This is a genomic window from Pseudomonas sp. R1-6 (assembly GCF_051132115.1).
Classification (GTDB): Bacteria; Pseudomonadota; Gammaproteobacteria; order Pseudomonadales; family Pseudomonadaceae; genus Aquipseudomonas.
This window is the reverse complement of record NZ_CP071662.1, coordinates 3274980-3300134: the sequence shown is the minus strand read 5'-3', so window position 1 is coordinate 3300134 and position 25155 is coordinate 3274980. Positions and strand designations below refer to the sequence as shown.

The 25155-nt window shown below is 55.2% G+C and carries 19 protein-coding genes and 3 pseudogenes; 10 read left to right on the top strand and 12 right to left on the bottom strand.

The window, feature by feature from the left end:
* Positions 1 to 11: 11 nt before the first annotated feature.
* From J3P81_RS14760 to J3P81_RS14750, 3 genes are all read right to left on the bottom strand, one after another.
* On the bottom strand, positions 12 to 914 hold the full coding sequence (locus J3P81_RS14760) for an ABC transporter permease (protein ID WP_214509212.1): 903 nt from the start codon (positions 912 to 914) through the stop codon (positions 12 to 14).
* 9 nt (positions 915 to 923) lie between these two features.
* Complete coding sequence (locus tag J3P81_RS14755) at positions 924 to 1841, bottom strand: ABC transporter permease (protein ID WP_434559455.1); 918 nt, start codon at positions 1839 to 1841, stop codon at positions 924 to 926.
* Positions 1842 to 1944: 103 nt separating this feature from the next.
* Positions 1945 to 3465, bottom strand: coding sequence for an ABC transporter substrate-binding protein (locus J3P81_RS14750; RefSeq protein WP_434559453.1), 1521 nt, complete (start codon positions 3463 to 3465; stop codon positions 1945 to 1947).
* Between the two features lie 185 nt (positions 3466 to 3650).
* Here J3P81_RS14750 and J3P81_RS14745 point away from each other — a divergent pair, with 185 nt between their 5' ends.
* Together J3P81_RS14745 and J3P81_RS14740 are read left to right on the top strand one after the other, a co-directional pair.
* Positions 3651 to 4583 carry a LysR substrate-binding domain-containing protein gene (locus J3P81_RS14745; RefSeq protein ID WP_434559451.1) on the top strand — a complete coding sequence of 311 codons (933 nt, stop codon included), beginning with the start codon at positions 3651 to 3653 and terminating at the stop codon, positions 4581 to 4583.
* Between the two features lie 156 nt (positions 4584 to 4739).
* A pseudogene (locus tag J3P81_RS14740) lies at positions 4740 to 4844 on the top strand (restriction endonuclease); the annotation flags it as partial.
* A 698-nt stretch (positions 4845 to 5542) separates the two neighbouring features.
* Here the strand turns inward: J3P81_RS14740 and J3P81_RS14735 are convergent.
* Together J3P81_RS14735 and J3P81_RS14730 are read right to left on the bottom strand one after the other, a co-directional pair.
* Complete coding sequence (locus tag J3P81_RS14735) at positions 5543 to 5725, bottom strand: hypothetical protein (RefSeq protein WP_434559449.1); 183 nt, start codon at positions 5723 to 5725, stop codon at positions 5543 to 5545.
* Between the two features lie 365 nt (positions 5726 to 6090).
* Positions 6091 to 9321, bottom strand: a complete 3231-nt coding sequence (locus tag J3P81_RS14730) for an AAA domain-containing protein (protein ID WP_434559447.1) — start codon at positions 9319 to 9321, stop codon at positions 6091 to 6093.
* A 364-nt stretch (positions 9322 to 9685) separates the two neighbouring features.
* On the opposite strand from J3P81_RS14730, the gene J3P81_RS14725 reads away from it, so the two are divergent.
* Positions 9686 to 10141 (top strand): hypothetical protein, encoded by a 456-nt coding sequence (locus J3P81_RS14725; RefSeq protein ID WP_434559445.1) that lies wholly within the window; start codon positions 9686 to 9688, stop codon positions 10139 to 10141.
* A 156-nt stretch (positions 10142 to 10297) separates the two neighbouring features.
* On the opposite strand, the gene J3P81_RS14720 is transcribed toward J3P81_RS14725, so the two are convergent.
* Positions 10298 to 10777 (bottom strand): endonuclease/exonuclease/phosphatase family protein, encoded by a 480-nt coding sequence (locus J3P81_RS14720; RefSeq protein ID WP_434559443.1) that lies wholly within the window; start codon positions 10775 to 10777, stop codon positions 10298 to 10300.
* Between the two features lie 704 nt (positions 10778 to 11481).
* Between J3P81_RS14720 and J3P81_RS14715 the strand changes: the two genes are divergently transcribed.
* Positions 11482 to 12111, top strand: coding sequence for a LysE family translocator (locus tag J3P81_RS14715; RefSeq protein WP_434559441.1), 630 nt, complete (start codon positions 11482 to 11484; stop codon positions 12109 to 12111).
* Positions 12112 to 12145: 34 nt separating this feature from the next.
* Here the strand turns inward: J3P81_RS14715 and tnpC (J3P81_RS14710) are convergent, their stop codons facing one another.
* On the bottom strand, positions 12146 to 13687 hold the full coding sequence (gene tnpC / locus J3P81_RS14710) for an IS66 family transposase (RefSeq protein WP_434559439.1): 1542 nt from the start codon (positions 13685 to 13687) through the stop codon (positions 12146 to 12148).
* Between tnpC (J3P81_RS14710) and tnpC (J3P81_RS14705) the strand changes: the two genes are divergently transcribed.
* The 3 genes from tnpC (J3P81_RS14705) to J3P81_RS14695 all read left to right on the top strand — a co-directional run bounded on the left by tnpC (J3P81_RS14705) (position 13616) and on the right by J3P81_RS14695 (position 16084).
* Positions 13616 to 15112 carry an IS66 family transposase gene (tnpC, locus tag J3P81_RS14705; RefSeq protein ID WP_434559437.1) on the top strand — a complete coding sequence of 499 codons (1497 nt, stop codon included), beginning with the start codon at positions 13616 to 13618 and terminating at the stop codon, positions 15110 to 15112. The two genes, tnpC (J3P81_RS14710) and tnpC (J3P81_RS14705), sit on opposite strands and share 72 nt — an antisense overlap.
* Before the next feature lie 54 nt (positions 15113 to 15166).
* Positions 15167 to 15673: a GNAT family N-acetyltransferase gene (locus tag J3P81_RS14700; RefSeq protein WP_434559435.1), complete on the top strand. Its 507-nt coding sequence runs from the start codon at positions 15167 to 15169 to the stop codon at positions 15671 to 15673.
* Between the two features lie 150 nt (positions 15674 to 15823).
* A complete protein-coding gene (locus tag J3P81_RS14695) occupies positions 15824 to 16084 on the top strand; it encodes a hypothetical protein (RefSeq protein WP_434559433.1) in 261 nt (86 codons plus the stop codon).
* Positions 16085 to 16203: 119 nt separating this feature from the next.
* Here J3P81_RS14695 and J3P81_RS14690 read toward each other — a convergent pair.
* Together J3P81_RS14690 and J3P81_RS14685 are read right to left on the bottom strand one after the other, a co-directional pair.
* Positions 16204 to 16401 (bottom strand): annotated as a pseudogene (locus J3P81_RS14690) (hypothetical protein); the annotation flags it as partial.
* Positions 16402 to 16583: 182 nt separating this feature from the next.
* Positions 16584 to 17398, bottom strand: a pseudogene (locus J3P81_RS14685) (alpha/beta fold hydrolase).
* A 1391-nt stretch (positions 17399 to 18789) separates the two neighbouring features.
* On the opposite strand from J3P81_RS14685, the gene J3P81_RS14680 reads away from it, so the two are divergent.
* On the top strand, positions 18790 to 19155 hold the full coding sequence (locus J3P81_RS14680; protein ID WP_434559431.1) for a histone-like nucleoid-structuring protein, MvaT/MvaU family: 366 nt from the start codon (positions 18790 to 18792) through the stop codon (positions 19153 to 19155).
* A 167-nt stretch (positions 19156 to 19322) separates the two neighbouring features.
* On the opposite strand, the gene J3P81_RS14675 is transcribed toward J3P81_RS14680, so the two are convergent.
* From J3P81_RS14675 to J3P81_RS14665, 3 genes are all read right to left on the bottom strand, one after another.
* Positions 19323 to 20015 (bottom strand): DUF421 domain-containing protein, encoded by a 693-nt coding sequence (locus J3P81_RS14675; protein WP_434559429.1) that lies wholly within the window; start codon positions 20013 to 20015, stop codon positions 19323 to 19325.
* 221 nt (positions 20016 to 20236) lie between these two features.
* Positions 20237 to 20467, bottom strand: coding sequence for a DUF6555 family protein (locus J3P81_RS14670; protein ID WP_434559427.1), 231 nt, complete (start codon positions 20465 to 20467; stop codon positions 20237 to 20239).
* A 126-nt stretch (positions 20468 to 20593) separates the two neighbouring features.
* Entirely contained in the window at positions 20594 to 21175 is a 582-nt protein-coding gene (locus J3P81_RS14665; RefSeq protein WP_434559425.1) for a chemotaxis protein CheB, read from the bottom strand.
* Positions 21176 to 21516: 341 nt separating this feature from the next.
* Here J3P81_RS14665 and J3P81_RS14660 point away from each other — a divergent pair, with 341 nt between their 5' ends.
* Both J3P81_RS14660 and J3P81_RS14655 read left to right on the top strand, forming a co-directional pair.
* Entirely contained in the window at positions 21517 to 23028 is a 1512-nt protein-coding gene (locus J3P81_RS14660) for a diguanylate cyclase (RefSeq protein WP_434559423.1), read from the top strand.
* Between the two features lie 440 nt (positions 23029 to 23468).
* A complete protein-coding gene (locus J3P81_RS14655; RefSeq protein WP_434559421.1) occupies positions 23469 to 23693 on the top strand; it encodes a DUF2188 domain-containing protein in 225 nt (74 codons plus the stop codon).
* The last annotated feature ends 1462 nt before the right edge of the window (positions 23694 to 25155 follow it).

Genomic DNA, 25155 nt, shown 5'->3' with positions numbered 1-25155 from the left:
ACGGCTGTCTATCAGCTACGGCCGTCGGGCAGGATCAGATCGCGCAGGCCATCGCCGACCAGGTTGATGCCCAGCACCAGAATCATCAGGGCGACGCCGGGAATGGCGATGACCCACGGGGAAAAGAACATGTAGGGTTTGCCTTCGGCGATCATCAAGCCCCAGGACGGCGTTGGCGGCTGCACACCCACCCCGAGGAACGACAGTGCCGACTCCAGCAGGATCGCGTGTGCCATTTCCAGCGTCGCGACGACGATCAATGCGCCGACCAGATTGGGCAGGATTTCACTGACCAGAATGCGCAGGGTCGAACAGCCCAGCGCCTGGGCCGAAGCCACATATTCAGCATCGCGAATCTGTTGCACCGAAGCCCTGACCACCACCGCGAAGCGATCCCAGAGCAGGCAGCCGAGCAGCACAATCACCACTTTCAGCGAGCCGCCCATCAGCGAGGCCGAGGCCAGTGCGACCATCACGACCGGCATCGCCAGCCGGGTGGTGATCAGGTAGCTGATAAACGCATCGACCTTGCCGCCGTAGTAACCCGCCAATAGCCCCATGACGGTGCCGATAAAGCCGGAAATAAGCGCCGCGGCAATGCCGATGAACAGTGAGATACGTGCGCCGTAGAGCAGTCGTGACAGGTAGTCACGGCCCAGCTTGTCGGTGCCCAGGACGTATTCCCAGGTGCCGTTGGCCATCCATACCGGCGGTTTCATACGCAGCATCACGTCTTGCGCATACGGGTCATAAGGTGCCAGCCACGGCGCGAACAGTGCACCCGTGAAGATGATCAGCAACAACACCGTGCCGATGGCGAAGCCACGATGGCGAAAGCTCTTGCCAAGTACGCGGCTCAGGCTGCTGGGGGGTGGCAGGTAGTCATTGATCGCGAGGGTAGTGGGGGTGCTCATGTAAGCCTCCTAGCGCACGCGAATGCGCGGGTCGAGCAGTGCGTTGAGCACATCGGCCAGCAAGGTGAGGATGATGTAGATCACCGCGATGAGCAGGACCACGGCCTGTACGACAGGAAAGTCGTCACGGGCGATGGCGTCCCAGGCGAGCTGTCCGATACCTTGCAGGGAGAACACGGTTTCGATCACTACCGAACCGCCGAGCATGAAGCCAAACTCCACCGCCGCCAGTGCGACGACCGGAATCAAGGCGTTGCGCAGCGCATGCTTGAACAACACGCGGGCAGGGCGCAGGCCCTTGGCGCGGGCGGTGCGGATGTAATCGGAACTGAGCACATCGAGCATGCCGGCACGGGTCAGACGCATAATTGCCGGCGTCGCGTAATAACCCAAGGCAATGGCCGGCATGACGAAGTGCAGCATCGTCGAGTTGCCGGACACCGGCAGCCACTTGAGCGTCACCGCGAACACTACAATCAGCATCAGCGCAAACCAGAAACTTGGCATTGCCTGACCCAGCACGGCGATGCTCAAGGCCAATCGGTCAATCCAGGTGTCGCGTTTGACCGCGGCCAGCACGCCCAGTGGAATCGCTACCAGCAAGGCGATAGCCAGCGCCATGGCGCCTAACCCGAGGGTAATCGGCAAGCGGCTGGCGACGAGGTTGTAGACCGACTCCTGAAAGAAAAACGAGTTGCCCAGGTCCAGCCGCAACAAGTCGCCCAGCCAGTTGAAGTACTGGGTCGGTAGTGGTTTGTTCAAACCGTACTGCACGCGGATCTGTTCGATCTGCTCGCTGGTGGCTTCAGGTCCGCCAATGGCCGTGGCCAGGTCGCCGGACAAGTGCAACAGAGAAAAGCTGATCACCGACACGGTAATGGCAACGCAAATGGCGATGCCCAGACGGCGCAGAAGGAATCCAAGCATGGCAAGTTTCCTCATATCCAATGGATGACAGGTGTGAGGACGTGTCCGTGGTGCGGGTCAGTTCGCGCGCCACGGCACCTCGATCAATCCGCTCGGTGGCGGATTACTTCCAGCTGGACTGAACGAAACGCGGCAGCTCATCCGGATACGGCGTGAACGCCAGATCGGCGGTGTAGGCGTAGTTCATCGAGTAGTTGAACAGCGGTGCCCAGTACGCCTGTTCGCTGATGCGCTGCAACGCCATGCGGTAGTTGTCTTTGCGCAATTGCGGGTCGAGGGCGTTGTCAGCGGTCTGCAACCAGCCCTGGACTTGCGGGTCCTTGATGTTGTCGTCCGGGTTGCCCTTGAACCAGGTGCCGGCCGACGCCGAGGTGTCGAGGATCGAGAACGAGCCCCAGGCCTGAAACGACATGGGCACCTTGCCGCCACGTTGCTGATCGCGCAGGGCGGCGTACTTCAAGTAGCGCAGTTTGGCGTTGATGCCCACGGCCCGCAGGTTGCCAATGATGGCTTCGACGTAATCCCGGTCGCGATAAGCGAAGATTTCTGTCTCGAAGCCATTGGGGTAGCCGGCCTCGGCGAGCAGCGCCTTGGCCTTGGCCGGGTCGTAGTTGTAGACCGTGGCCGCGGTGGTATCGCAACCGAATTGGCCTGGATAACAGGCCACCTGCAAAGGCTTGGCTTCGCCACCCACCAATTGCGTGGCCAGCGCATTGCGGTTGATCGCATGGTTGATGGCCTGGCGTACCTTGAGGTGCTTCATCGGCGAGTTTTCAGTGGAGGTGCCCCGAGCATCGAGAATCAGGAAACCGATGCGCATGGTTTCGCCGCTGGTCACGGTCAGGTTCGGCATACCTTTGAGGTCGACTGCCTGATCCGGGGTCACACGCCACGTCCAGTCGACACCATCGGTCATCAACTCTGCCAGGCGGGTTTCCGCATCCGGGATCACCCGGAACTTCAGGTGGCCGATATGCGGCTTGCCTTGTGGGCTGTCCGGAAAGTAGTCCTTGTTGATCTCCATGGTCACGCCTTCGCCAGCCACCACCGACACGGCTTTATACGGCCCGGTACCCACTGGCTTGCGGCTGAACTCAGCCAGGCCGACTTTCTCGAAGTACTGCTTGGGAAACATCGGAACGGCGTTGGACAGGTATTCCAATGCCGGAGGGAAAGGTTTCTTCAAATGCAGGCGGACGCTGTAGTCACCGGTTTTTTCGGCGCTCTTGATCCAGTCTACGTTTTGCACGGTAACGACTTTCGCTTCAGGCGATACCACGTAGTTGAGGGTGAACACCACGTCGTCGGCGGTGAAGGCGTCGCCGTTGTGAAATTTGACGCCTTTGCGCAGCTCGAAGTCGAGGGTGGTGTCGTCAACCTGTGTCCAGCGGGTAGCCAACATGGGTTTGTATTCGCCGCTGTTGGGATCGCGGTAGATCAGGTTGTCCCAGATCAGCCGGCCGAGAATCACCCCTTCGCGCAAATCGTTGTGATAGGGACTGATGTTTTCAGGCTCGCTGTCGGAAGCGTAAACCAGGGTGTCGTTGGCTTTACCGGCATGCGCCGGAAAACTGCTGATGAGGCCTGCCAGCGCAATGCTGCAGGCGAAACCTTTGATGCCCATGCCGTCGTCTCCGTTGGCGAGAGTGGTTGAATCAAAGGGCAGCGAATCGCAAATGCGCAAAGGAGGATGAAGCGGTCAGGTCATGTTTTTTGGTATATACACGAATGTAGGGAAAGGCTATCAATGCCACAAGAATAATATTTCGATACTTGCGTTGCCGAAAAGGCAATTCCCTGGAGGCGCCGATGCAGCTGTATGGTGTGCAGTCCACGGCACTGCGTTATTTTCTGGAAGTGGCGCGATGCGGATCGATCAGCGAAGCCTCGGTGCGCTTGAACGTCGCAGCCTCAGCGGTGAGCCGACAAATTGCCAAGCTCGAGTTGGCTCTGGACGCCAGCCTGTTCGAGCGCCGTGCCCGAGGCATGGTGCTCAGCGAGGCGGGGGCGCGACTGGCGGCTTATGCGCGCAAGTCGCAGCTTGAGGCCGAGCAGGTAGTGCTTGAGATCACCGAGCTGCACGGCTTGCAGCGGGGCCATGTGCATGTTGCCTGCTCGGAAGGGTTTGCACTGGAGTACATGCCCCGGAGCATCAGCGCATTCAGGCGTGAGTATCAGGGTATTCATTTCACATTGGAGGTCTGTGCGCCGGCCGAAGCGACCGAAAAGGTGCGTTCCGGCGAAGCCGATCTGGCGATGACCTTCAGCCTGACGCCGCAAAGTGAAATCAAGGTCGAACATGTCATGAGCGGGGCGATTTTTGCCGTGGTCGCCAATTCCCATCCCCTGGCCGGGCGCGAAGCGGTCAGCCTCGCTGAGCTGCAGCCCTGGCCCATTGCGTTACCCAAGGCTGACACCACGATACGGCAGCTGTTCGACATCTGTTGCGGTGTACAGGGGTTGTTGTTCGACCCGGTGTTGACCACCAATTATGTGGCCGCGCTCTATAGCTTCGTCCGCGAAGAAGGCGTTATCAGCCTGGCCAGCGAAATGACCTTGCAAAAACAGGTAGCGGACAAGGCCCTGCAATGCGTGCCGATCCTCGATGAAGGCATGCAGGCACGACGTATAGAACTGCAAAGCATGGCGGGCCGCAATTTACCGGCGGCGGTTTCTGCGTTCAGGGATTTTTTGATTGCTGATCTGGAAAGCGGAGCGTCGTTAAAAGGAGGCCGTCCGTGAGGTTTCGCACACCCGATGCCCGGGGGGCGATCCGAATCTTTCTTAGGAACATTTTTCAGACCAGCGAACGGGGCAAAGTTGCCGCAGGGTGACCCAGGGCAACTGCAACGGGAGAGGAGGTAGACTGCAGCCACCTCAGAAAAAGTCCCACATTTCTGGAATATAGCTGTTCTGGCAATCGAGCCCGTACGAGAAGAACAAAGCGCGTTTAGCGAACCCTACGTCATCATCGAGGGGACGTACTGGGTGGCGGCGGATTCTCCCTAATTAATGTTCTTAATTGATGCCCATATAATGAAGGGCTCCAGTGTTGCCTAGTCCCGATCCAGATATCCCACAGTTCCCCTTCACTTCATAATAATCTATTACGCTGCTGTCGTTTTTAACCCAGAATGAGACGGTGCAGCGCTCCTGAATATTTTTTGTTTGAATCTGCTGCACGTTGATTGGCTGTCCAGATGATGTGTCCATATATTGAGCCTACAGCTGTTTGCTGGTCGTAATTAGTTCCATAGCTGTCGAATACGTATATTTTTTGTCCATACAGCTCATGACTTGAACTTACTGAGTGCTCTGTTAAGGTTAAAGAAGGCTTGCCAAATTTTTTCTATGCCTCCTGAATGTTTTTTCCCATAAGTTCACTTGCGGCGGAACGTTCAGGTGCAATTGTAGAGCACCCCGATAAGGAAAGTGTAAGCAGAGAGAGGAGTGTGAGTAGTGGTGCTTTATAAAAAACCATACAGTCATTCCTTGAGTGGATTGGAATTTTAAGTAAAGTTGCAATAAGCACCATCGGTCTTGCTAGGTTGCACTCAGTGTGTGCTTTTAATCAGAAGGTGGAGAAGTGTTTTAGATGCTTATGGTTTTGATAGGGCGTTGCATATTATGTGTAACGCCCTGGTTATTAGTTGGCTAAGGATTTTGTTACATGTGCATTCACGAGTAAAAAGCCAAAAGAATTAACCATCGCCTCCACCCCCACAAGCAATCAGCTCGATAAGCCCCATTTGATACCACTTATTCTGGCAACTCCAGCCGTGTTCAAAGGTAAAGGCACTTGCCGTGCCGCTAAACGCGAGCCCCACTGAAAGGGCGAGAGCAGTTCCAATGGTCCAACGTGTTTTCTTCGTTTTTTTACTCATGGAGACTTCCTCTATCACTCTGTCGCTCTACGGGCTAGCCGGTGAAGGGGCAGCGGTTGTCAAAACGAGCCGCCATTCCTGTGGCAGGGATCCCACTTTTTTGCTTGTCAACTGCATCTGAATAAGTAAAGCGGTGGGGGGTGGTTAACACTGAAACAACGTTGATTCAGCGAAGCACGCTCCTCAGATCCATTTGATTACGGAGAGCTATCTATATCAATAGTACAGATGACCTATTCCCTCGTCGCAAAGACAGAGAAACGAAATAATCTAGGTTAGATGTGCCAGTTTCGATACCTCCTTCAAACTGCAGTAGTGGCTTCTTGAATCGTCAGGCCGCCTCGAATACTCGAGGCGGCCTTTTGTCATGCGGGTGTATCGGCAGTCATCTGGGGATGGGCGGGTAGCAGGTCCATGACGTTGCAGAAGAGATTACGCTGCTTCCAGTCATTGCGATCACCGATCACATACAGCCGGCGCTTGGCGCGGGTGGCGGCGACGTTGAGGAGGTTAGGTTGAGAAACTGCCCAATTGCGAGCGCCGGCGTTTTCGCTGTTACCGCCCAAGACGAGGATGATGACTGCGGCTTCCTTGCCCTGCATGGTGTGGATGGTGCCTCGTACGATCTTCTCGGGGAGACGGTCCTTGAGCTGGTTGCGTACGTCCTGAAAGGGTGTAATGACGGCGATACTGTCGGGTGGTACGCCATCGGCATCAAGCAACCCGAGCAGATGTTCGAGGGCGTGCCCTTCGTTGTCGACCCAATTGCCGGAAGAGCGACCGCTTGCGTGCACCCAACCGGTGGGTAGGCGGGCTGGGGTCTCCTTGGCCGCGGACGGGGCAATGGTGCCATAGACCATTGCGCCGTCGTAGGCGATGCGGTTGGCCAGGTCGAACATCGGCTTGTCGCAGCGCCGGTGCACTACCAGCGGCAGGCCGACCCAGCATTTTTGGCCTTGTGGGCCGGCCATGCGGCCCCAAGGGGTGGCATGGTCGGCAAGGGTTTGGGCGGACTGACGGTTGGGCAGCCAGTGGGCGTCTACCTGATAGCGGGTGCGCATGTGCTCAAGCACAGCGTCGGAGACGGTGACGATGGGCTCCAATTGCAGCGGATCACCGACCAGTACGGCACGGCGCGCGCGCCATAGCGCGCCCACTGCAGCCTGCGGGGTGGCCTGGCCGGCTTCGTCCACCAGCAGCCAGCCGATCTCGCCGCAACCGAGGCTACCGAAGGAGCGGGCGAATGAGGCAAAGGTGCTACTAAGCACCGGCACCACCATGAACAGCGACGCCCAGGCCGAGCGCATCACGGCTTGGGACACACCACGATAACGGCTTCCGGTCAGCAGGCTGGTGATGAAGGTCAAGTTATTGCCCAGGCGTGAGGCTTCGATCTGGAAGAAGGTGCGATGTAGCTTGAGCGCTTCGATGAACACTTTTGACCTGGCCTGGCGCCAGCCTTCGAGGATCCAGGGTTCGAGCAGTTCGATCTCGCTGCCTCTGCCGAGCTGGCCTTGCGTGAGCCAAATCAGCAGGTGTTCGGCCTGGCCGGCCTGGGCAACGCTGCGAGCTTTGTCGATTTGCAGGGTGGCGTGGCGTATGGCTTCGTTGATCTGCTGTTCGTCCGTGGCCAGTTGTCGATTGAGTTGGCTGAGTTGGGCGCTGAGTCGCTGCAGTTGGCGTTGGGCGCTGTCGAAGGCCTCTCGGGCCAGGGCATGGGCGCTGTCGAGCAGGCGTTGCCGGACGGACCACTTACGATGAGCACCCCATAGGCTAAACAGGTTGGCGAGCAGGCCGGGCTTTTGTACAAAGTGCGCTTCGAGGGCTTGGAGTTCACGCTGCAGCTGCTCACGGGCGGGCGTTAGCTGCCGGATCTCAAGGGTGGTTTGTTCCTCGTCGAGGCTGCGGCGTTGCGTCAGGCGTATCTGACGCTCCTGTTCCTTCTGTCTGATCCGCGCCTTGGCACTGATCACGGCCTGGATCCGTTCCAGGATGTCGCTGACCTGAGCACGCAGCGCCTGTTCGGCGTCCTTGGCGTCCTGGTACTGCTTGACGGCGGCACGCCAGAGGGTGGCTTTTTCGGCAGGCGCGAGCAGCTTCATCTGCTGCGCCTGCTCGTTCAGCCACTCACGCATGCCCTTGGGCGCCGGCTCGTTGTTCGCTTCCGGGTTGTCGAGCATAGGCTCACCGGTGTACAGGTCTTCGTCCGGGGCTTGGCTGTCGAGAGGTTCCAGGTTTAGAGGCGCTGGCTCGTTTTCTGACTTCGTCGCTTTAGAAGGACGTTTGCCATAGAAGAAGCGCTCGACAAACTGGGTGCGCTTGGATTTGCTGCCCAACGCTGCAGAGATCAGGCCCCAGGCAGGCCTGCCGCTGGTTAGCTCGGCAAGCTCGCTGAAATATTCGGCATCGGGCAACCAGGACGGGTCGATTTTGTCGCGCTGGGGCAACTCAAGAGTTACATTCTCGACGGCACCGTTGTTGGAAGAGGCCACCACCATCTCGAAGCCGAACAGGCGCGGGTCAAGTTGGTAAGCATAGCGCTCGCGTCCGCCATCGTTGGCAGATTCGCGGCCATTCTGGACGAAGGCCTCCGAGGCCTTGCTCAGCGAAGCCAACACATCGGCTCGCTGCGTCACCACGGCGGCAATCAGGTCGCGCAACAGGGTTGTCTTCCCTGTACCTGGCGGGCCGTTGACGCCCATCACGCCGGTGTCGTTGCCCAACGTCTGCAGCAGACTGTTGACCGCCAGTTGCTGGGAGTGCACGAGGCCCAGGTGCCGTTCGGCAGGCCAGCAGCCGACGGCGTAGCGCGAGGGGGCGAGGCGATCGATTAGCGCAAGGTCCGCGCGGGACTGGTCTAGATGCAGCCGCTGACTGGGATCGTGCAGGCTAAGGTAGCGGGCCAGCGGTTCACTGATCTTGCCGCGAGCGAGGGCATCGGCCACATCGGCCAGGTCGCTGAGCAGGAAACTGTTGAGCGGATCATCTTCATGTTCGGGCTTGTCCGGGTTGATCGGCGCCGAGCGGAAGCGATGCATGCGCGGCTTGTCGCCGAACAACGTATCGAGCCCCAGGGCCTGGCGGATAAGCTCGGTCATGCTTGCCAGGTCGGCAGCCATGACCACACCTCCAAGCAGGCTGTTGGCCTGTTCGCGAAGGAACTCCTGGGTTTCGTCGAAGCCTCGAGTCCAATCCTTATGGTTGATGGCGCAGCCGACAAACCACGCCTCGCTAGACAACACCAGGCTGTCGGTCACCATCATGCCCCGGTCGTTGAATTTCAATGCGAACAGAGCCGACTGTCGACGTTGAGGCTCCTTGTAGCCTTGGTCTGCGCCATAGAGCGCCTCCAACTGGCGGGAGACATCCAGATTGTCGTAAAGATGTGCATAGAGCGTATGGCTCCATGCGCGTTTGTTGGGCAGGGGCTGTCTGCTCAAGGAGTTGCCTGGCATCCATGGCAGAATCTGGGTGGAGGCGGGGATGTCCTGGAAATAAGGCTGATAGTCGCTGTCGCGCTTCTTCAGCTTTGGGACCGCCTGAGGTTGCAGTAGCTCGACGGCGTGCCAATAGCGCACGATGTTTTGCGGATTCATTGACGTCCTTGAAGCGCTGGTTTGGATTCCTGGTTGGAAGGATATCAGGCATTGCGCATTGCTTTCTCGTGCGGCGCGCGGAAGCGATGCTGACTGGGCTAACGGACGATGTGATCGAGAACGTAAGATCTCCTTCATGACGCCATGGAAGTGAAGTTGTACTTGCCAATGGTTAATCACCGACCCGGCCCACACGATAGAACACGATATGGCGTGGCTTTCTAAAGTGACCACCATGGTGTGTATCAGCAGGTGGGGCAGACTAATGTCGTGGTAGTCTTCAAGTGTGCCCCCCTGGCAACGTACTGTTTTTACAGGGGGACGGTCCGCAACGCTGGAGTATGTTTTCTATAGGAGATTTCGCGTGCCCTGGAAGTCAAATCTTGTAGTGCTCGCCCTGTCCGCCGTTGCCTTTTCGGCGCAGGCCCAATCCGATCGTCAAGTGGTCGAGGACATGGTTACTCGCTCGGCCAATGTCTGCCCAGGCCACAGCACCGAGCGCACCGCGCCCACGGTGAGGGCGGTGCCTGTCGGCGCGTTGCGGGTTATGCTTGACCGCGGCCTGGTCATGTGTCCCGACCGGCGCCTCGATGTCGACGCGCCGGCTGTGTTCTACGGCAGAGTTGGCGTATTTGAATGGAACCCCGAAGTGCCTGCAAGCTCGGAGGTGATCGTCAAGCAGATCGACGCCATGACCCGCAAGGACGAGTACCCATCGGACACTTTAGTTTGGGATGCCAAGGGTATGCCACTTGAGCAGCGCACCGTGCCGGCTTTCGAACCCAAGCCGGGGGCTGCTGTGCTGTACCAGATACGGTAAGTCTTGTCGACGAGGCGCCTGGAAATACTACTACCCCCGGGTGTTGAGCAGCCTGTCGTTCAGGCTGCTTAACTAGATTGTGTCGTGTTTATGAAAGGGAAGGCAACGGTAGGGGTTGCGAAGGCGGGTCGAAAGCAGCGATTAGCTCCAAAGCGCTCAAATGTCTAGATCTACCCACACAGCAGCATGGTCGGACCCCGCATTTTCTTTCTTGATGATTTCCGGGTAGGTCTCCCAGCGTACCGGTCTTGAACCTGGCCACATTCCCTTGCGGTAAACCCCACCAGCTTTTACCTTCAGAAAGAGCTCCGGCGACAGCAATAAATAATCAATTTTGTCGGCGGCTGTGCACGAGCCGTATCTTCCAAGATAACCGCCGTCATCGAAACGTTGGTGGGTGAGTGCATCCTTCAGCGTCGTATCTTCAAGGAGCGGCTTCAATGCGTCGCTGCCTGGCGTGTCGTTCAAGTCCCCCACAACGGCGACATATTGTTCGCCTTGCTCAATCAGCGAGTCATAGATCTCTTTCACTCGACTGGCTTGAGCAAATCTTCTTTTGGCCGAGTCAGCGAGGCTACCGTAGTCTTTGCTTTTGAAGTGATTGACTAACAATACCAACCGGAGGCCGGATGGCATCGAGAGATGAAACTCTGGACAAACCCTCGAACCTTTTTTGCACTATAGGCATCTAATTGGGCCGACCGCCCGCTAGTATCGGCCGGTTCGGTTTGAAATTTAGTCGCAATCAAGGACGATGCGGTCAGAGACAATCCTGCCGCCGTGGTTGATGGTCTTATGGAAGGAATCAAAGGCCTGTCACAAAGCGTGGTTGACGGTTTTCGTGAGGGCGGCAACGCAATTGGAGAAGGTGCAGCCGTTGCGTAAGCAGGCCGTAGAGCTCCGCAGCCATCCCATTAGCTGAACTCTGCGGTCTGCAGGGCTCGACGCTTCCGAAAGGAATAGGCAGCTATCGACTTTACTTTATCAGGCTGGCTCAAGGCCAACGCCGATTGACTCTTCATCTGGCAGATATGTAGAACCTTGGAGGGGTACGATGACGGCTAGCATATTCGCAGTAGACCGTAAGCGGCCCGGGAATACGCCTTGCGGAGCTTGGGCGAGCATCCGCTCATGCGGCAGCAACTAGCTGTGCGCAGTCCTTCGCGAACAACTGCCTCGGGTCGACTCTGTTGAAAAAGCCGGTGGGGGGCGGTCAAAAAGCACTCGCGTGATTACCTTCTGGTAAACACATCTTCTTGATCCCAGCGTTTAGGGCTAAAGTGAAAATCGATTTAAAACAGGTAGATTGTTGCTGATCACCGCTGAGGAAGGATTCCTTCATGCTGGGTATAGTCCACTTTCCGTTGTTTGTACTAGCAGTAATCGCTCTCAATGCAACGCCAGGCCCGGACGTCGCTTACGTTGCAGGCCAAAGCATGGTGCATGGCAGGCGCGCCGGCATTTTGTCGGCCTTGGGCGTATCCTTGGGAGGATGTTTGCATACGATTTTTTGTGCGGTCGGGCTCACGGCCCTGCTGGCTACTTCCCCATCAGCGTTCATCGCGATTAAATACCTAGGTGGCATGTATCTTGTTTATCTGGGGGTGCGGACGATCTTCGCAAAAGCGGCTCCAAGTCACATCAGCCCTAGTACACCCCGTTTAAAAAACAGGACACTTTTGTTTCGTGGCTTCCTGACGAATGCGTTTAATCCCAAAGTCTTACTTTTTTACGTCGCATTTTTTCCACAATTCGTAACACCCGATAGCGCTGACAAAACTGCTGCGTTTTTGGTGCTCGGCGCAGTTTTTGTCTTCCTGGGGCTAATCAACGATATTACCGTCGCGTGGTTAGCGGCCAAAGCCGCACGAGCAGTCAGCAGTAGCCCGCGTGTCAGGAGGTGGATAGATAGAATGATCGGTTTCACGTTCATCGGGCTAGGCGTGCGACTCGCTCTGACTCATAAGTAAAGAGTCAAATGATCGGATGATGCTCGATCATAATCTACCGGCCATTATAGTCGCGCAACGGCATCCAGTTATGCGGCAACAACTCGGCGATCTCACTTGCACGCTGCGTCGGTAGCCGGGTTAGGACGTCTTTCAGGTAAGCATATGGGTCATGCCCGTTGAGTTTGGCCGACTGGATCAGGCTCATCAGCGCCGACGCGCGTTTGCCGCTGCGCAGCGATCCTGCGAAGAGCCAATTCTTGCGTCCAAGAGCCCATGGCCGGATCTGTTGCTCGATGTGGTTGTTATCAATAGGCACCGCGCCGTCATCCAGATAACGCGACAATGCCGTCCAGCGTTTCAGGCTGTAATCCAGGGCCTTGGCAATGGCCACGCCATCGTGCACAAGCTCGCGCTGGGCGATCATCCAGGCGTGCAGCATATCCATCACGGGGACGGCTTTTTCTTGTCGTATTCGTCGCCGTAAATCTGGCTTCAGGTCGCGGATCTCACTTTCGATTTCGTACAGTAACTGGATAAAGCGCAGTGCCTGCTCGGCGAGCGTGCTTTTGTTCGTGGCGTGCAGGTCGAAGAACTTGCGCCGAGCATGGGCCATGCAACCGATTTCGGTGACCCCCAATGCGAAACTGGCCTTGTAGCCACCAAAATCGTCGCACACCAGTTTGCCTTTCCAGTCTTGCAGGAAGTGGCGCGCATGCTCGCCCGAGCGGCTTGGGCTGAAGTCGTACACCACTGCGCTGATATCGACTGATGCGGTGGTCGCGTAGGCCCAGACGTAGCCACGATGGGTTTTCTTCGCGCCAGGCATGAGCACCTGTACCGGTGTTTCATCGGCGTGCACCACGCCGTGGGTGAGCACCACTTCGCGTAGGGCATCGACCAGCGGTTGCAACTGCACACCGCAGGCGCCGACCCACTGGGCCAAGGTCGAGCGCGGGATGGCAAAGCCAGCCCGACCGAAGATCTTTTCCTGGCGATACAGCGGCAAATGATCACCGTATTTGGCAACCATCACTTGAGCCAGCAGCCCGGCAGTGGGGATGCCTTTATCGATGATCTGCGCGGGGACGGGTGCCTGGATCAGCGTTTCGCAGTCATCACAGACCCATTTGCCACGGACATGGCGCTCGACGGTAAATACGCCAGGCGTGTAGTCCAGCTTCTCGCTGATGTCCTCACCAATGCGCTTGAGCGCGCAGCCACATGAGCAGTGAGTGTTGTCTGGTTCGTGATGGATCAACGTGCGCGGAAACTCTGCCGGCAATGCCGCGCGTTTAGGCTTTTGCTTTTTCTCAGGCTGCGTTGGAGCCGCCTGCAAGGCTTGAAGCTCAGCTTCAATCGCGGCGATATCGGTATCGATCAGGTCATCGAGCAGGCTGGCCTGCTCTGGATTCAGCTGCTCGCTGCGCTTGGCAAACTTGAAACGCTTGAGCTGTGCGATTTCGTGGGTCAGCTTCTCGATAACCGTTTGGTCGCGGTTGATCTTCTTGCCCATGGTCTCGACTTGCGGCAGCAACTGCGCCGCGAGGGCGCGCAGTTGATGTCGAAGGTCGACACCATGGGCAGGAAGATCCATCGCGATCAAACCATCATCGAACAGCTGACTCACGAGATCGCGATCCTCAAGCGGCACAGGTTTGCCAAGCGCAGCGAGCAGATCAGCCCTGAGCAAGGCAGCTTGCTCGACGATCTACTTAACACTGATCTTGAGGCTATCGACGCTGAGCTGACGGCACTCCAGCCGGCTCCGGCTCCAGAAGAGGTGCGCCAAAAACCAAAGCGTGCACCGCTGCCGCCGCAGTTTCCACGCACCGTCATTCATCACGAACCAGAAAACACTCAGTGCACTTGCGGTTGCAAGCTTCAGCGCATCGGCGAGGACGTCAGCGAGAAGCTGGATTACACGCCAGGCGTGTTCACCGTCGAGCAACATGTACGTGGAAAATGGGCCTGCCGTCAGTGCGAAACACTTATCCAGGCGCCGGTACCGGCCCAAGTGATCGACAAGGGCATTCCGACTTCAGGTCTACTGGCTCATGTGATGGTGGCGAAGTTCGCTGATCATTTGCCACTGTATAGGCAGGAGAAAGTCTTCGGGCGCGCCGGTTTAGCGATACCGCGCTCCACACTGGCTCAATGGGTTGGGCAAACCGGTGTACAGCTTCAGCCGCTGGTTGATGCCTTGCGAGAAGCTGTTCTGGCGCAGCAAGTTGTCCACGCCGATGAGACGCCGGTGCAGATGCTTGCGCCCGGACAGAAGAAAACGCACCGCGCTTATGTCTGGGCTTACTGCACCACACCGTTTTCGGCGCTCAAGGCTGTGGTCTATGACTTCAGTCCGAGCCGCGCCGGTGAGCATGCGCGTAACTTCCTCGGCTCGTGGAACGGCAAGCTGATGTGCGATGACTTTGCTGGCTACAAAGCTGGCTTCGAAAAAGGCATGACCGAAGTCGGCTGCATGGCTCACGCCCGTCGCAAGTTTTTCGATCTGCACGTGGCAAATAAAAGCCAGCTGGCTGAACAGGCGCTGCACTCGATTGGCGGCTTGTACGAAGTTGAACGCCAAGCGCGAGACATGAGTGATGAGGATCGCTGGCGAATACGACAAGAAAAAGCAGCACCATTGGCGAAAGCACTGCACGAGTGGATGTTGACCCAGCGCGATCTTGTGCCCAACGGATCAGCGACGGCCCAAACCTTGGATTACAGCCTTAAACGCTGGGTAGCGCTGACGCGCTACCTTGATGACGGAGCTGTGCCAATCGACAATAATCCGGTCGAGAATCAGATCCGGCCGTGGGCACTTGGGCGTTCGAACTGGTTGTTTGCGGGATCGCTACGCAGCGGCAAACGGGCGGCGGCGATCATGAGCTTGATCCAATCTGCGCGCATGAATGGGCATGATCCGTATGCGTATCTCAAAGATGTGCTGACGCGCCTGCCGACGCAACAGGCGAGCGAGATTGAGCTACTGCTGCCGCATCAGTGGGTATCTGGCTGAGTCATGTGAGGTAAGCGGAATACTCGTCCAGCGATCTTAATGAGAGAAGAAAGCATGCATAGCTACCAACTCCGGCTTAGTGGCATAGATGATGTTGCAGATTTATGCCGTATCTCGGCTCAAGCACGTCTGCGTTACAAGGCCATTCCAAATCTCGCCCATATTGCTGAAACACCCGCACTGCCCCCAGCGAGATTTGAAGCCTGTCGGGTCGTAGTGGCGCTCGATAGCAAAAGCCAGAAAATAATGGGCTTTGCGGCAATGCGACCACTGGACGGGCTTTTATATTTAGACAATATTTCCGTCGACCCGGATGCTTCAGGGAGTGGGATTGGAGCAAAGCTTCTCACGGCAGTTATAGAGCATGCTGAAAGCAGTGGGGTTCAAGCAGTGACCTTAACAACTTTTCATGAGCCTCCTTGGAATGGCCCTTGGTTCCGCAAACATGGCTTCCGTACGATGCCCAGTGAACACATAGCTGAGGGCTTGAGACAGGTTATGGATCGTCAATGGCTGACCTTGGACGCCACAACTCGTGAAACATTGTGGCGTGTCCTATGATTGCTGGATCAACAAGAAAATTGGGCATTACCACCTAACCTAGGGTGTCTTTGCCATTCGCTTACTCCCCATGAACGAACGGTGCTTGTCCCAGAGCGCAGAATTAACACGATGGCTGGTTCCGCGCTGGCCTTGGACACGGAGCTCGTTATGATTGCCAGCCAACCGTTGAATGATGAACTTGTGAGCCGGCTGGAAGAAAAAATCCCAACCATGGCGAAGGGCGCAATTCATGCCGCTTATATCAATATGCTGGCGGCCGGACTCAGTGTGATGGAAATCAGGAATGGCATGCTCGTTGAAACAATGGCCGATGGTCAGCACAAGGTTATTCGAGCGGCCAAGCCCAAGCATAAGGTAGCTTCGGGCAGGATTTTCAAGGTGTGCCACCTTTTCATAACGAGAGGTTGAGAGCGCCCGTATCTTCACGATGTCACCGCGCAGCGCGCGGGAGTTCTGACGCTTCGGCGAGTCCAGCCTTTATGCTGCGCAGGATAACCGCCAAGCTCGCCATCGCATGGGCCGTTAAATCAGTGACCCTGGGTTCTCAGCTTAGCCAAGCCCTGCTTGATGTGTCCGGCGTTCTCTCCGATGGTGTGAAGTGCACCTCGGACGTTAGCACCAATCTCCGTTGCACCTTGGTCTTCTACCTTCAAGGTCAGTTCCATCACTGCGGCCTCCAAGGCGAGCTGATTTGGGTAAAGCCGCTCAAGAACATCAGAAAGGGTATTCGGTGGGCATCATCTCGACTCCAATCAAGGAGTCGAAAGCGTAGCAGCGTAAGGGACAGAAACCAAAGGTCAGTGCGGGCTAGCGAGTATTGCAGGGTCTAAAGACAGCGATCGGCCAAATGCGACATTCACGCGGAGCTGTTTCCAGACCGAAGCGGTCATTAACGGCGTCGCGATGGTCATCGCTCGGTGAAAAATTCCTTCAGTGCACGAGCCAACTCGACCGGAGCTTCTTCAGCAATGTGGTGACCGCAGTCGATACCTTCTCCGGTGACTTTCAGTTCTGCCCATGGCTCCCAAACTGCAACTACATCGCCGTACAGGTCCTCTAGGTCATCCCTTAACGACCAAATAACATGGAGCGGACATTGAAGTTTTCGACCAGCCTCACGGTCTTCCCGATCATGCAGGTAGTCCAGCTCGATACCCGCGCGATAGTCACCGAGCATTCCAATAACAGTTTCATGATCGTGAATCGCAGCCTGAAAATCCTCGTAATTTTCCCGTCCCATAGTTTCTGAGCAACCCCCATACCAACCCTTTGGATCCGCGAGGATTGCCCTCTCTGGCTTGTCGGGCTGAGCATAGAAAAACCAGTGCCACCATTTGGATGCGAACCGCGCGTCACATCGCTCAAGAGCCTCCAAGATAGGCACACCGTCTTGGATTGCCAGTTTTAGCACGCGTGACGGGTGGTCTAACGCTGAGCGGAAAGCAGCGTAGCTACCTCGATCATGACCCGCTAGGTAAAACTTATCGAACCCAAGGCTATCCATGAGGGCAACGCATGAGCTTCGTAGTCATTGGGGGTCGCAGGCCGGCTGGACTTGCCGAACCCTCTCAAATCGGGACAGACCACCGTAAAAGAACTGGCGAGCAGCGGTGCAACCCTATGCCAAGTCGTGTGCGTACGCGGGTGCCCATGAAGTAACAATAACGGCGGGCCCGAGCCACCATAGCGAACGCGTAATGTCGCCTCAGGCAAGTCAATCATTTTTAGCTGGAAACCTTCGAACATCGTCACTCCTAACGAGGCTTTCCACTCCAAACAATAGATCACGGATACGGTAGCTAGGTCGGACGAGCGGCTGAATCCTCCGCAGGATGCATCATACGGTGTTGGCCCCAGCGTAAGGGTAGGACAGCCAATGGTTCAAGCTTGAGTGGCCGCTACGGTTCTTAATCTTCAGGAAGAATTTTATTTATTGTAAAGCGTCAACTCTCTGAGCCTGCTCTCTGTTGCGTGGTCAAACCGACTCAGAATCACATCGGCTTGTTCCTCTGTGATAGCTCCAGCACACCTTAGGCCAATCACAAACCCATGCTTTTGCGCCGTTTTTCACCGCTAGGATCATCGATCCGGCAGTCTCGATCTCTTTGAGTATTTTCTGGGCAGGGCGTACCGCCCCGACTGGCAAGTCGAAAGGTTCGCTGGACATTCTATACTCCGTACACGCAAGTTTGCCCTTCGCTGGGCTGGGGCGTATCGCCCTCTATTCTCATCGACCCTATCAGGCGAGGTAGGGTTTCCTATGATCCTTTAGCTTGTAGCGCTCTCCCAGGGCCCTGCGCCGTTAAGCACCTGGGTTAGGCGACGAATGGTGCTGCGTGCATGCTTCCCGAAGGAACCCAATCCGTTTCCAAAAAATCTATCTAGGCAACGGGAGGGTAGTAATGAAGTGTGGCTGCTGGATCTGTTGGGGCGATGCGTATCGAACAGGCCTATACGGTGATTGGGACGACATCATCTGCGTCGCTTGTGGTCATTACAAAATCAGCCGCCGCTTCGTAAAAAGTCACCTAGGCAGGAAGTTTGACGTCGAGCGCATGCGCGACCATTTCAATCACATTCACGTTCAAAATTGCACTCCCATCGTGGAAAGATACAGCGCAATTTTTGCAGGGGAGAAGCCGCTACGAGAGCCACTTGAAAAGCTGGTTGGCTGGCCGCTCGGACACGCTGTAAACAGAACGCGTTGAATGAGGCTATTTTTCGTTTGCGTTGGTGGTTCTGGCAAGTCTCAAACTTGACATGAGTTCAGGCGCCGACGGTGGAGAGAAGCTTTGTGACCTGTGCTGCCTCAAGCGATACCTGGCCTGGGGATGGCTATCCAGTCGTGCGCCGTTAGGTGATGGGTTGCAAGCTTCGTGCGCATGATGAATGGGCGTGACTGAGCGCATTAGTGGAGCGCGATGCACTGGAATTCGGACAGGGAAGCGCTAGTGTGTTTTGGATGCGTCAAAGGCATGGTAAACCAATTGTTTTGAGTTATGACTCAGCCAAAACGGTTGCCGAGACATGATTTTTTATACCTGCTCTACAAGCCGAGCGCGAGCTCTAGATCTGCAATACACTCTAAGGTAACCATCAAAACGAGACCTACCATGTCCAAACTCGCAGAATTTCGCCAGCTCGAGAAGCACCTCGCTGAACAGCTCCAAGCACTTGAAGCCCTCAAAGGCGATGCTGGACTTAAGAAAGAAATTGAATTTGAAACGAAGCTCCGCGATTTGCTAGAAAAATACAGCTACAGTCTGAAGGACGTGATCAATCTGCTTGATCCACAAGGGGGACGTCGCGCTGCAGCGGCGACTCTAAAATCTGGCACGCGGAAAGTTCGCCAGGTGAAGTCCTATAAAAACCCGCACACAGGCGAGATCATTGAAACGAAAGGTGGCAATCACAAAGGCTTGAAAGAGTGGAAGGCTGAACACGGCTCAGACACCGTTGAGTCTTGGCTGACCAAGTGACTAGGTGTTGAATACAAAGGAGCGCTGCGGGCTCTTTCAGTTCTCGATTTTTCCGCGAGCCGCCTGAATCAGTTTCAGGCGCTGGTTTGACTGGCGCTCCTTGATTTTTTTTCGCCGTACACCTATCCCAAGTGGAAGTGGTGAGGGTGGTATTGATCTCAATACCATCACCTACATCTTGGACTGCTTAACGCGGTAGACCATATGTCATGGTCGCATCGGGAGCAATGGCCGCCTTGCTCTTCCTGGAGATGCTTCGCGAAACCGCAATTCACGCAGCAATAGAGCGCGGAAATAGATGCTATTTTGAACTCCGGGCGATGTTCCACAGGCAGAACGGATAACCCAGGACGTAGGTCCTCATGATCGTAAAAATAAAGGCTGATATCGCCGTCAGTCTCCATTAGCCCCAGCCTCACCTGGCCTAGGTGTTCAACGCCTTGTTGCCGCAACTCCATCAGCAGCTCGCTCGATGAAATGTTCAGCTTTTCTAACGATTTGAGCTCGTATTGGCCTTCGATGATGACAGTCACAGGCAAGCCATCAATCCACGCTTCAAATTTTTTGCTCTTCGTCATGATCAGTACGGTAGTGCGATAAAGAAGCAGGAGCGTTAGAAAAACCACTGCTACCGGCAACAGCGGGACGTCATGGTAGAAGGACACGTCCCCGGCAGCGGAGCCCAAGGTCAGAATGACGACTAGCTCAAAGAGTGATAGCTGCCTTATGCCCCGCCTACCACTTGATTTTAAGAATAGAAAAACAGCGAGAAAGGCAAAGGTAGCTCTGAAGCCAACCTCTAACAAGAATTGCAATGGGAACTCATCTATCAACATTCGCTGTAGATCGAAGGGTGACATCATTGCCTCTGTTGATTTAGAACGGCCAGGGGATAGCGGTGCATTCCGTCGCCAGACCTGCGATTCGGAGCGCATCTGCTAGTTAACAGAAACAGGAACGCGTTCAGCATGATGAGGCAAGCTCCCACAATGCTTAACAAACTAGGCGTCTGCCTAGTTTAGACATAGCTGACCGCCAAATGGGTTGATGTTCCAGATAGCGCCAGGATTGAAGCCTGGAGCTACTGAGCTCCGCTCGCTCGCCATGTGACATCAGTGACGCCGTACTTCTCAGCTTGAGGCTTTGAGACCATCTTCATTGGCGGACGGCCTGGCTTGGGGATGGGGGCAACGCCGACATCGCAGCTTGCCCAGTGCCAGGCCTCTACGTTTCGCATCGTTTTGCTGCGGATGATGAAGGATTTTGGTTCGCCGTGAAGTTTGTAGGCGATGACGAACAGGTTGTTGTCCATGAGTGGCTCCATTTGCTCATATCTAACGGAGTCATCAGGCTGGGAAAAATTCAAATGAATTGGGAATCTTAGATTGGGCGCGCAGTGGCAGACGCCTTATCCAGGGCTGACCGGCCCGAAGAACGCCTAACTGCGTGAATCAGAACGGTTGCCAAATGCTTTCGCTTTGACTAAGACGTCCGGGTGATCCTTAACGATGGCTTCAACAGGCATACTCGCTACGTCAGCATCGCTCGGATCTTGAACGAGGTTCAAACCCCCCACCGCCCCAACCGCAATCGCTCCGTCTGCTCCGTCAGCCCCGTTGCCGGATAGGATCACACTGATCACTCGGGGGCCGAAGACTTCAGCGGCGGTCTGAAAGAGACGGTCAACTGCTGGCCTACAAAAATTCACTTTCGGTCCGTCACTTAAAAAAACCAAGCCAGGTGCCGAAACCTCAAGGTGTTTGTCTGGCGGAGCCAGATATATACGGCTAGGCAGAATAGCGTCGCCATTCGCGCCATAAGCTATCGGCATAGATGAGGATCGCTGAAGAATGGCGGCCATCATCTTCAGGCTTGAAGAGTGAGTATGCAAAACGATCAAAATTGCGGCGGGAAATTTCGGTGGCAAACCCGCGAGAATTTCTTTCAATGGCTCAATACTTCCCTCTGACCCGCCGATGACGACGATGTCTCTGTACTGGACGATATCGTCTGACATCATTTTCTCTCCTGCTCGGGGGATAGGTACTCTTTCTCATGAGGATGTAGCGGTCAAGAAATTGTCCTGCTGATTCCCCACCATCGAGTGTAGCCTGCCAGCCTAATAACGGCCGCCATCAAAAGACGTGTACAGTCTGTACATGATCTCATGCTGGAGCCTACCTTCATCGGGCATGACGATACTAGCTCGCGTAGCAATGCCCGAGCCCTAATCGCATCCTAAGTCGCGATTAGGTATGCCGGAACGTCCTTGGTTCGCGCGTGATTGCTTTGACGTTGTGCTCCCGCTGATCGGTACGAAAATTGCTCCGCCAAACCCACCGCCAATTTGACGACGCACAAATGACGCTCTTCTTACCGATCTCAGCAAGGCTGACGCCTAAAGCGTTGTCCCTTTCGCTGATAGGTTTCATTCTCCTAGTTTGTTTTTCGCTGATCCTCGCAACCGCCTGGCAGATGGTGCAGTCGTCCGGTGAGCGAGTCGATGCGGCTAAAATAGCTGTTTCGAACATTGTCCTTGCCGCTGAACAGCAGGCCCGTGACACGATGCTGCAGGCTGACAATACCTTACGAGATCTTTCTGAGCGTGTAGCGCACGATGGGATCGGCCCCGATCAACAGAAGCGGTTGGCGAAGCTGATGGCCCGGCAGGTGAATGATATTGAAGGCATTCAGGGGCTTTTCATCTTCGATGCACAGGGCAGTTGGATGGCCAACTCGTTTTCCGAAGGCTTGCAAACCAAAAACAACAGCGACAGAGCGTACTTCATTTATCATCGTGAACACGATGACCAGTCCATTCACGTTGGCTCCATAGTTGAAAGTCGAACGACAGGGGACATGGTAATCCCTATCAGTCGACGTATTGAAACAGTTGATGGAGCCTTCGCAGGCGTCGCGTTAGCCACGGTTCCGGTTTCATATTTTCAAAGCTTTTTCAAACGTATGGACGTTGACGACGAAGGGGTTATTTTTCTAGCGCTCGATAACGGTGAACTACTCGCCCGACGCCCGACAGTCGCGGCATTGATGACGACCAATCTCTCCAAAGGTGAGATTTTTAGCCGGTACTTACCGCAGAGTGATAGCGGTACTGCAATAATCAAATCCATTGTAGATGGTATCGAGCGTATTTACGCCTATCGCCGCCTATCGGGGCTGCCCATTGTCGCGGCGGCTGGCGTATCATACGAACATGTATTTGCTCCGTGGTGGTCATATGTCTATCAATCGGTCGCGCTGGTAGGTTCCATCATATTGGCACTAGCATTCTTAGGCGGCTGGCTATATCGACAGATTCAACAGCTGCTTGTTGCAGAACGCGAACTGAAGGTGGTCAGAAAAGAGTTAGAGGTAATAGCCCTGACAGATGGTCTTACTGCCTTGGCCAATAGGAGGAGTTTCGATGGAGCTATAAATAAAGAGTGGAAGCGTGCTGCGCGAAATCAAGCAAGCGTTTCGTTAATTCTTTTGGATATAGATTTGTTTAAACAATATAATGACTGTTACGGTCATCTAAGCGGTGATGACTGCCTTGTTCAGGTCGCAAACCTTATCGCGGCCAATGTTAACCGGCCAGGTGATATCGCTGCTCGCTACGGCGGGGAAGAGTTTGTAGTTTTGCTTCCGGACACTGAACTCGCTGGCGCGGTCATGATTGCAGAAAAAATCAGACTCTCCTTGATCAATGCAGGAATTCAGCACTCAGCGAGCCCGTTTGGTATAGTCACAATTAGCTCTGGTGTAGTCTCAACTTGCAATACAGGAGAGGAAAATCATAGGGATTTTTTAATCAAAGCTGACCGCTTGCTTTACGGCGCCAAGTCTAAGGGGCGGAATCGGATAGAAAACTAGATCGTTTTCTTCCTCTTCATAATGCACTTGGCTACTTTTTATTGGCTTGGCTTGGCTTGGCTTGGCTTGGCTTGGCTTGACTGGACTGTTGCTGTCCATGTTGCCTTAGAAAGGCGGCACGAGACGCTGATGGATTCCATATGGCTAATTGCTGGCGCAGCCGATCTCCACTTTTCGGAAGCGGGCTCCGCTTTGATTCGAATTGGGCCCCCTGGCGCTACTTGTCTGAAGGTAGGCTGCCCTCGAGATAGTTCATTCCCTCCTACAGCGAATTTTGGTCACGTACTCTTTGAGCGTTCGAGTTCTGCCTAGAGCCCACTGCATGGGAGAGCCATGGCAGAAGGTGTCGGAATTTGTGACGCTCAATATTTCAAACTTTGATGGCGACCTGCTGTCAACTCAGTACCTTGCCGCACATATTCTAATTCCGAGGTGACCTCATGGATAATTACCACATCAATAAAAGCGAGAAGCTGTGGGAGCTAGTCAAAGAGGGGGCACAGCGCGCCTCCAAAACTGCATCCACAAAAGCTGAGATAACGGCAATAGCCAGTCAATTTCTTCGAGGTAAAACAGCTTCGCTAAAGATCCACAGAGAGGACGGAACGATCCAGGAGGAACGCACATTTCCGCGTGCAGCAGATCCAAGGAAGTCCAAGGGCTAGTTTGGCGATCTGCGGACGCAATGAGTGGCTGCGCAAAGCTTAACCTTGAGTCGTCTTCGCTTGGCTACCGCCATCGCGCCAGCGACACATATGCACACCAAGGATGAGAATCATGCTAATCGCATGCTTAGGATGGGGATCTTTAATTTGGAAGCCGGACACATTGCCGCTGGCAAGCGATTGATTCCTAGACGGCCCTGAACTATCCATTGAGTTTGCTCGAGTCGGCGATAGTGGAGAACTTTCCACGGTGATTTGCGCGAACGCGTCCTCGTGTAAAGTGCTATGGGCAGTGTTAGATGTTGAATCGCTCAATGAGGCGTGTGAGGCGTTGCGCATTCGAGAGCAGGTCCCTGAAGACAGGCAGGACGGCGTCGGGGTCATAGCAATCCGTAGCGCATCGGTGGGCGTGATTGCCGCATGGGCATCGGCTCGACAGTTGGATGCAGTGATATGGACTGCGCTTCCTCCCAAGGTTAATAACGTCGAAGGTCTTATACCTTCCGTTGACGACGCCGTTTCGTATCTCGCTAGCTTAACTGGAAAGGCGTACGACCACGCGCGTAGCTACATCAAGCGTGTGCCTCCCCAGATTGATACCCCTTATAGGCGCGAAATTGTCTCGAGACTTGGATGGTAATCATGACCGGTAGTAGCAGAGTCCGCGTCGCAGCCATCTTTGACCAGTTCGTGGTTCTACTGAAGAGTGTCAGCGGTACTTCAGAAGGCGGAGGCAGACAGGATAAGCACACTTCGCCGTCATCAAACCATGTGGACGACTCGTTCTGCCTGGTGCTCCAGAAGCTTCAGGTCGAGATCGCCCGCCTGGAGAGACTCTGGCGACTATTTGCTGAAGCCACCGACGATGTACTATAGCTCTAGGGGGCAATCCTCGTAGAACGTCCCCGAATCTTTTAACCCTGCACCAGAAATATCGCACAACGCCTTGGGACGATATCGACGGTCTTGCATGGATTTTGGTTAAAAGCTCATCGGGGCTTATGCCAATAAGCTGTTTCCATTGAGCGCTCGGCATAATTGATGCCAAGCGCTTAGGTGTGATTAGGGTATGTTCTCCAGCAAACTGCTTAGTATGATCATCGTGCCGGTTGAAAATATCGCAAAACCCACCAGGAACAAAGGACGGAATAATCCCTCTGATGAGGGATTACCGAGGTTATTTGGAGTTCTCATCTCATCCTCCTACCAATCAGTATTTTGAAGGCGGTTGGGGCTGTCTATGCCGCAGCCGAACGTCCCGTGAATCCCTTCGCATCAGACAGGAATGAGACGTGATCTTTCCCCGGCTGCGTTGTGCTCACATCTATGACATCATCCGCGAGGTCATTAGGAAGTAACGTTCCCATGCCGAAAACATTGACTGCAATACTTACCCTCATTCCTCTACGCGCCTGTCTGCAGTCATGTTCAAAGCCTGCACATGCGGCCCCCATGATGCGTT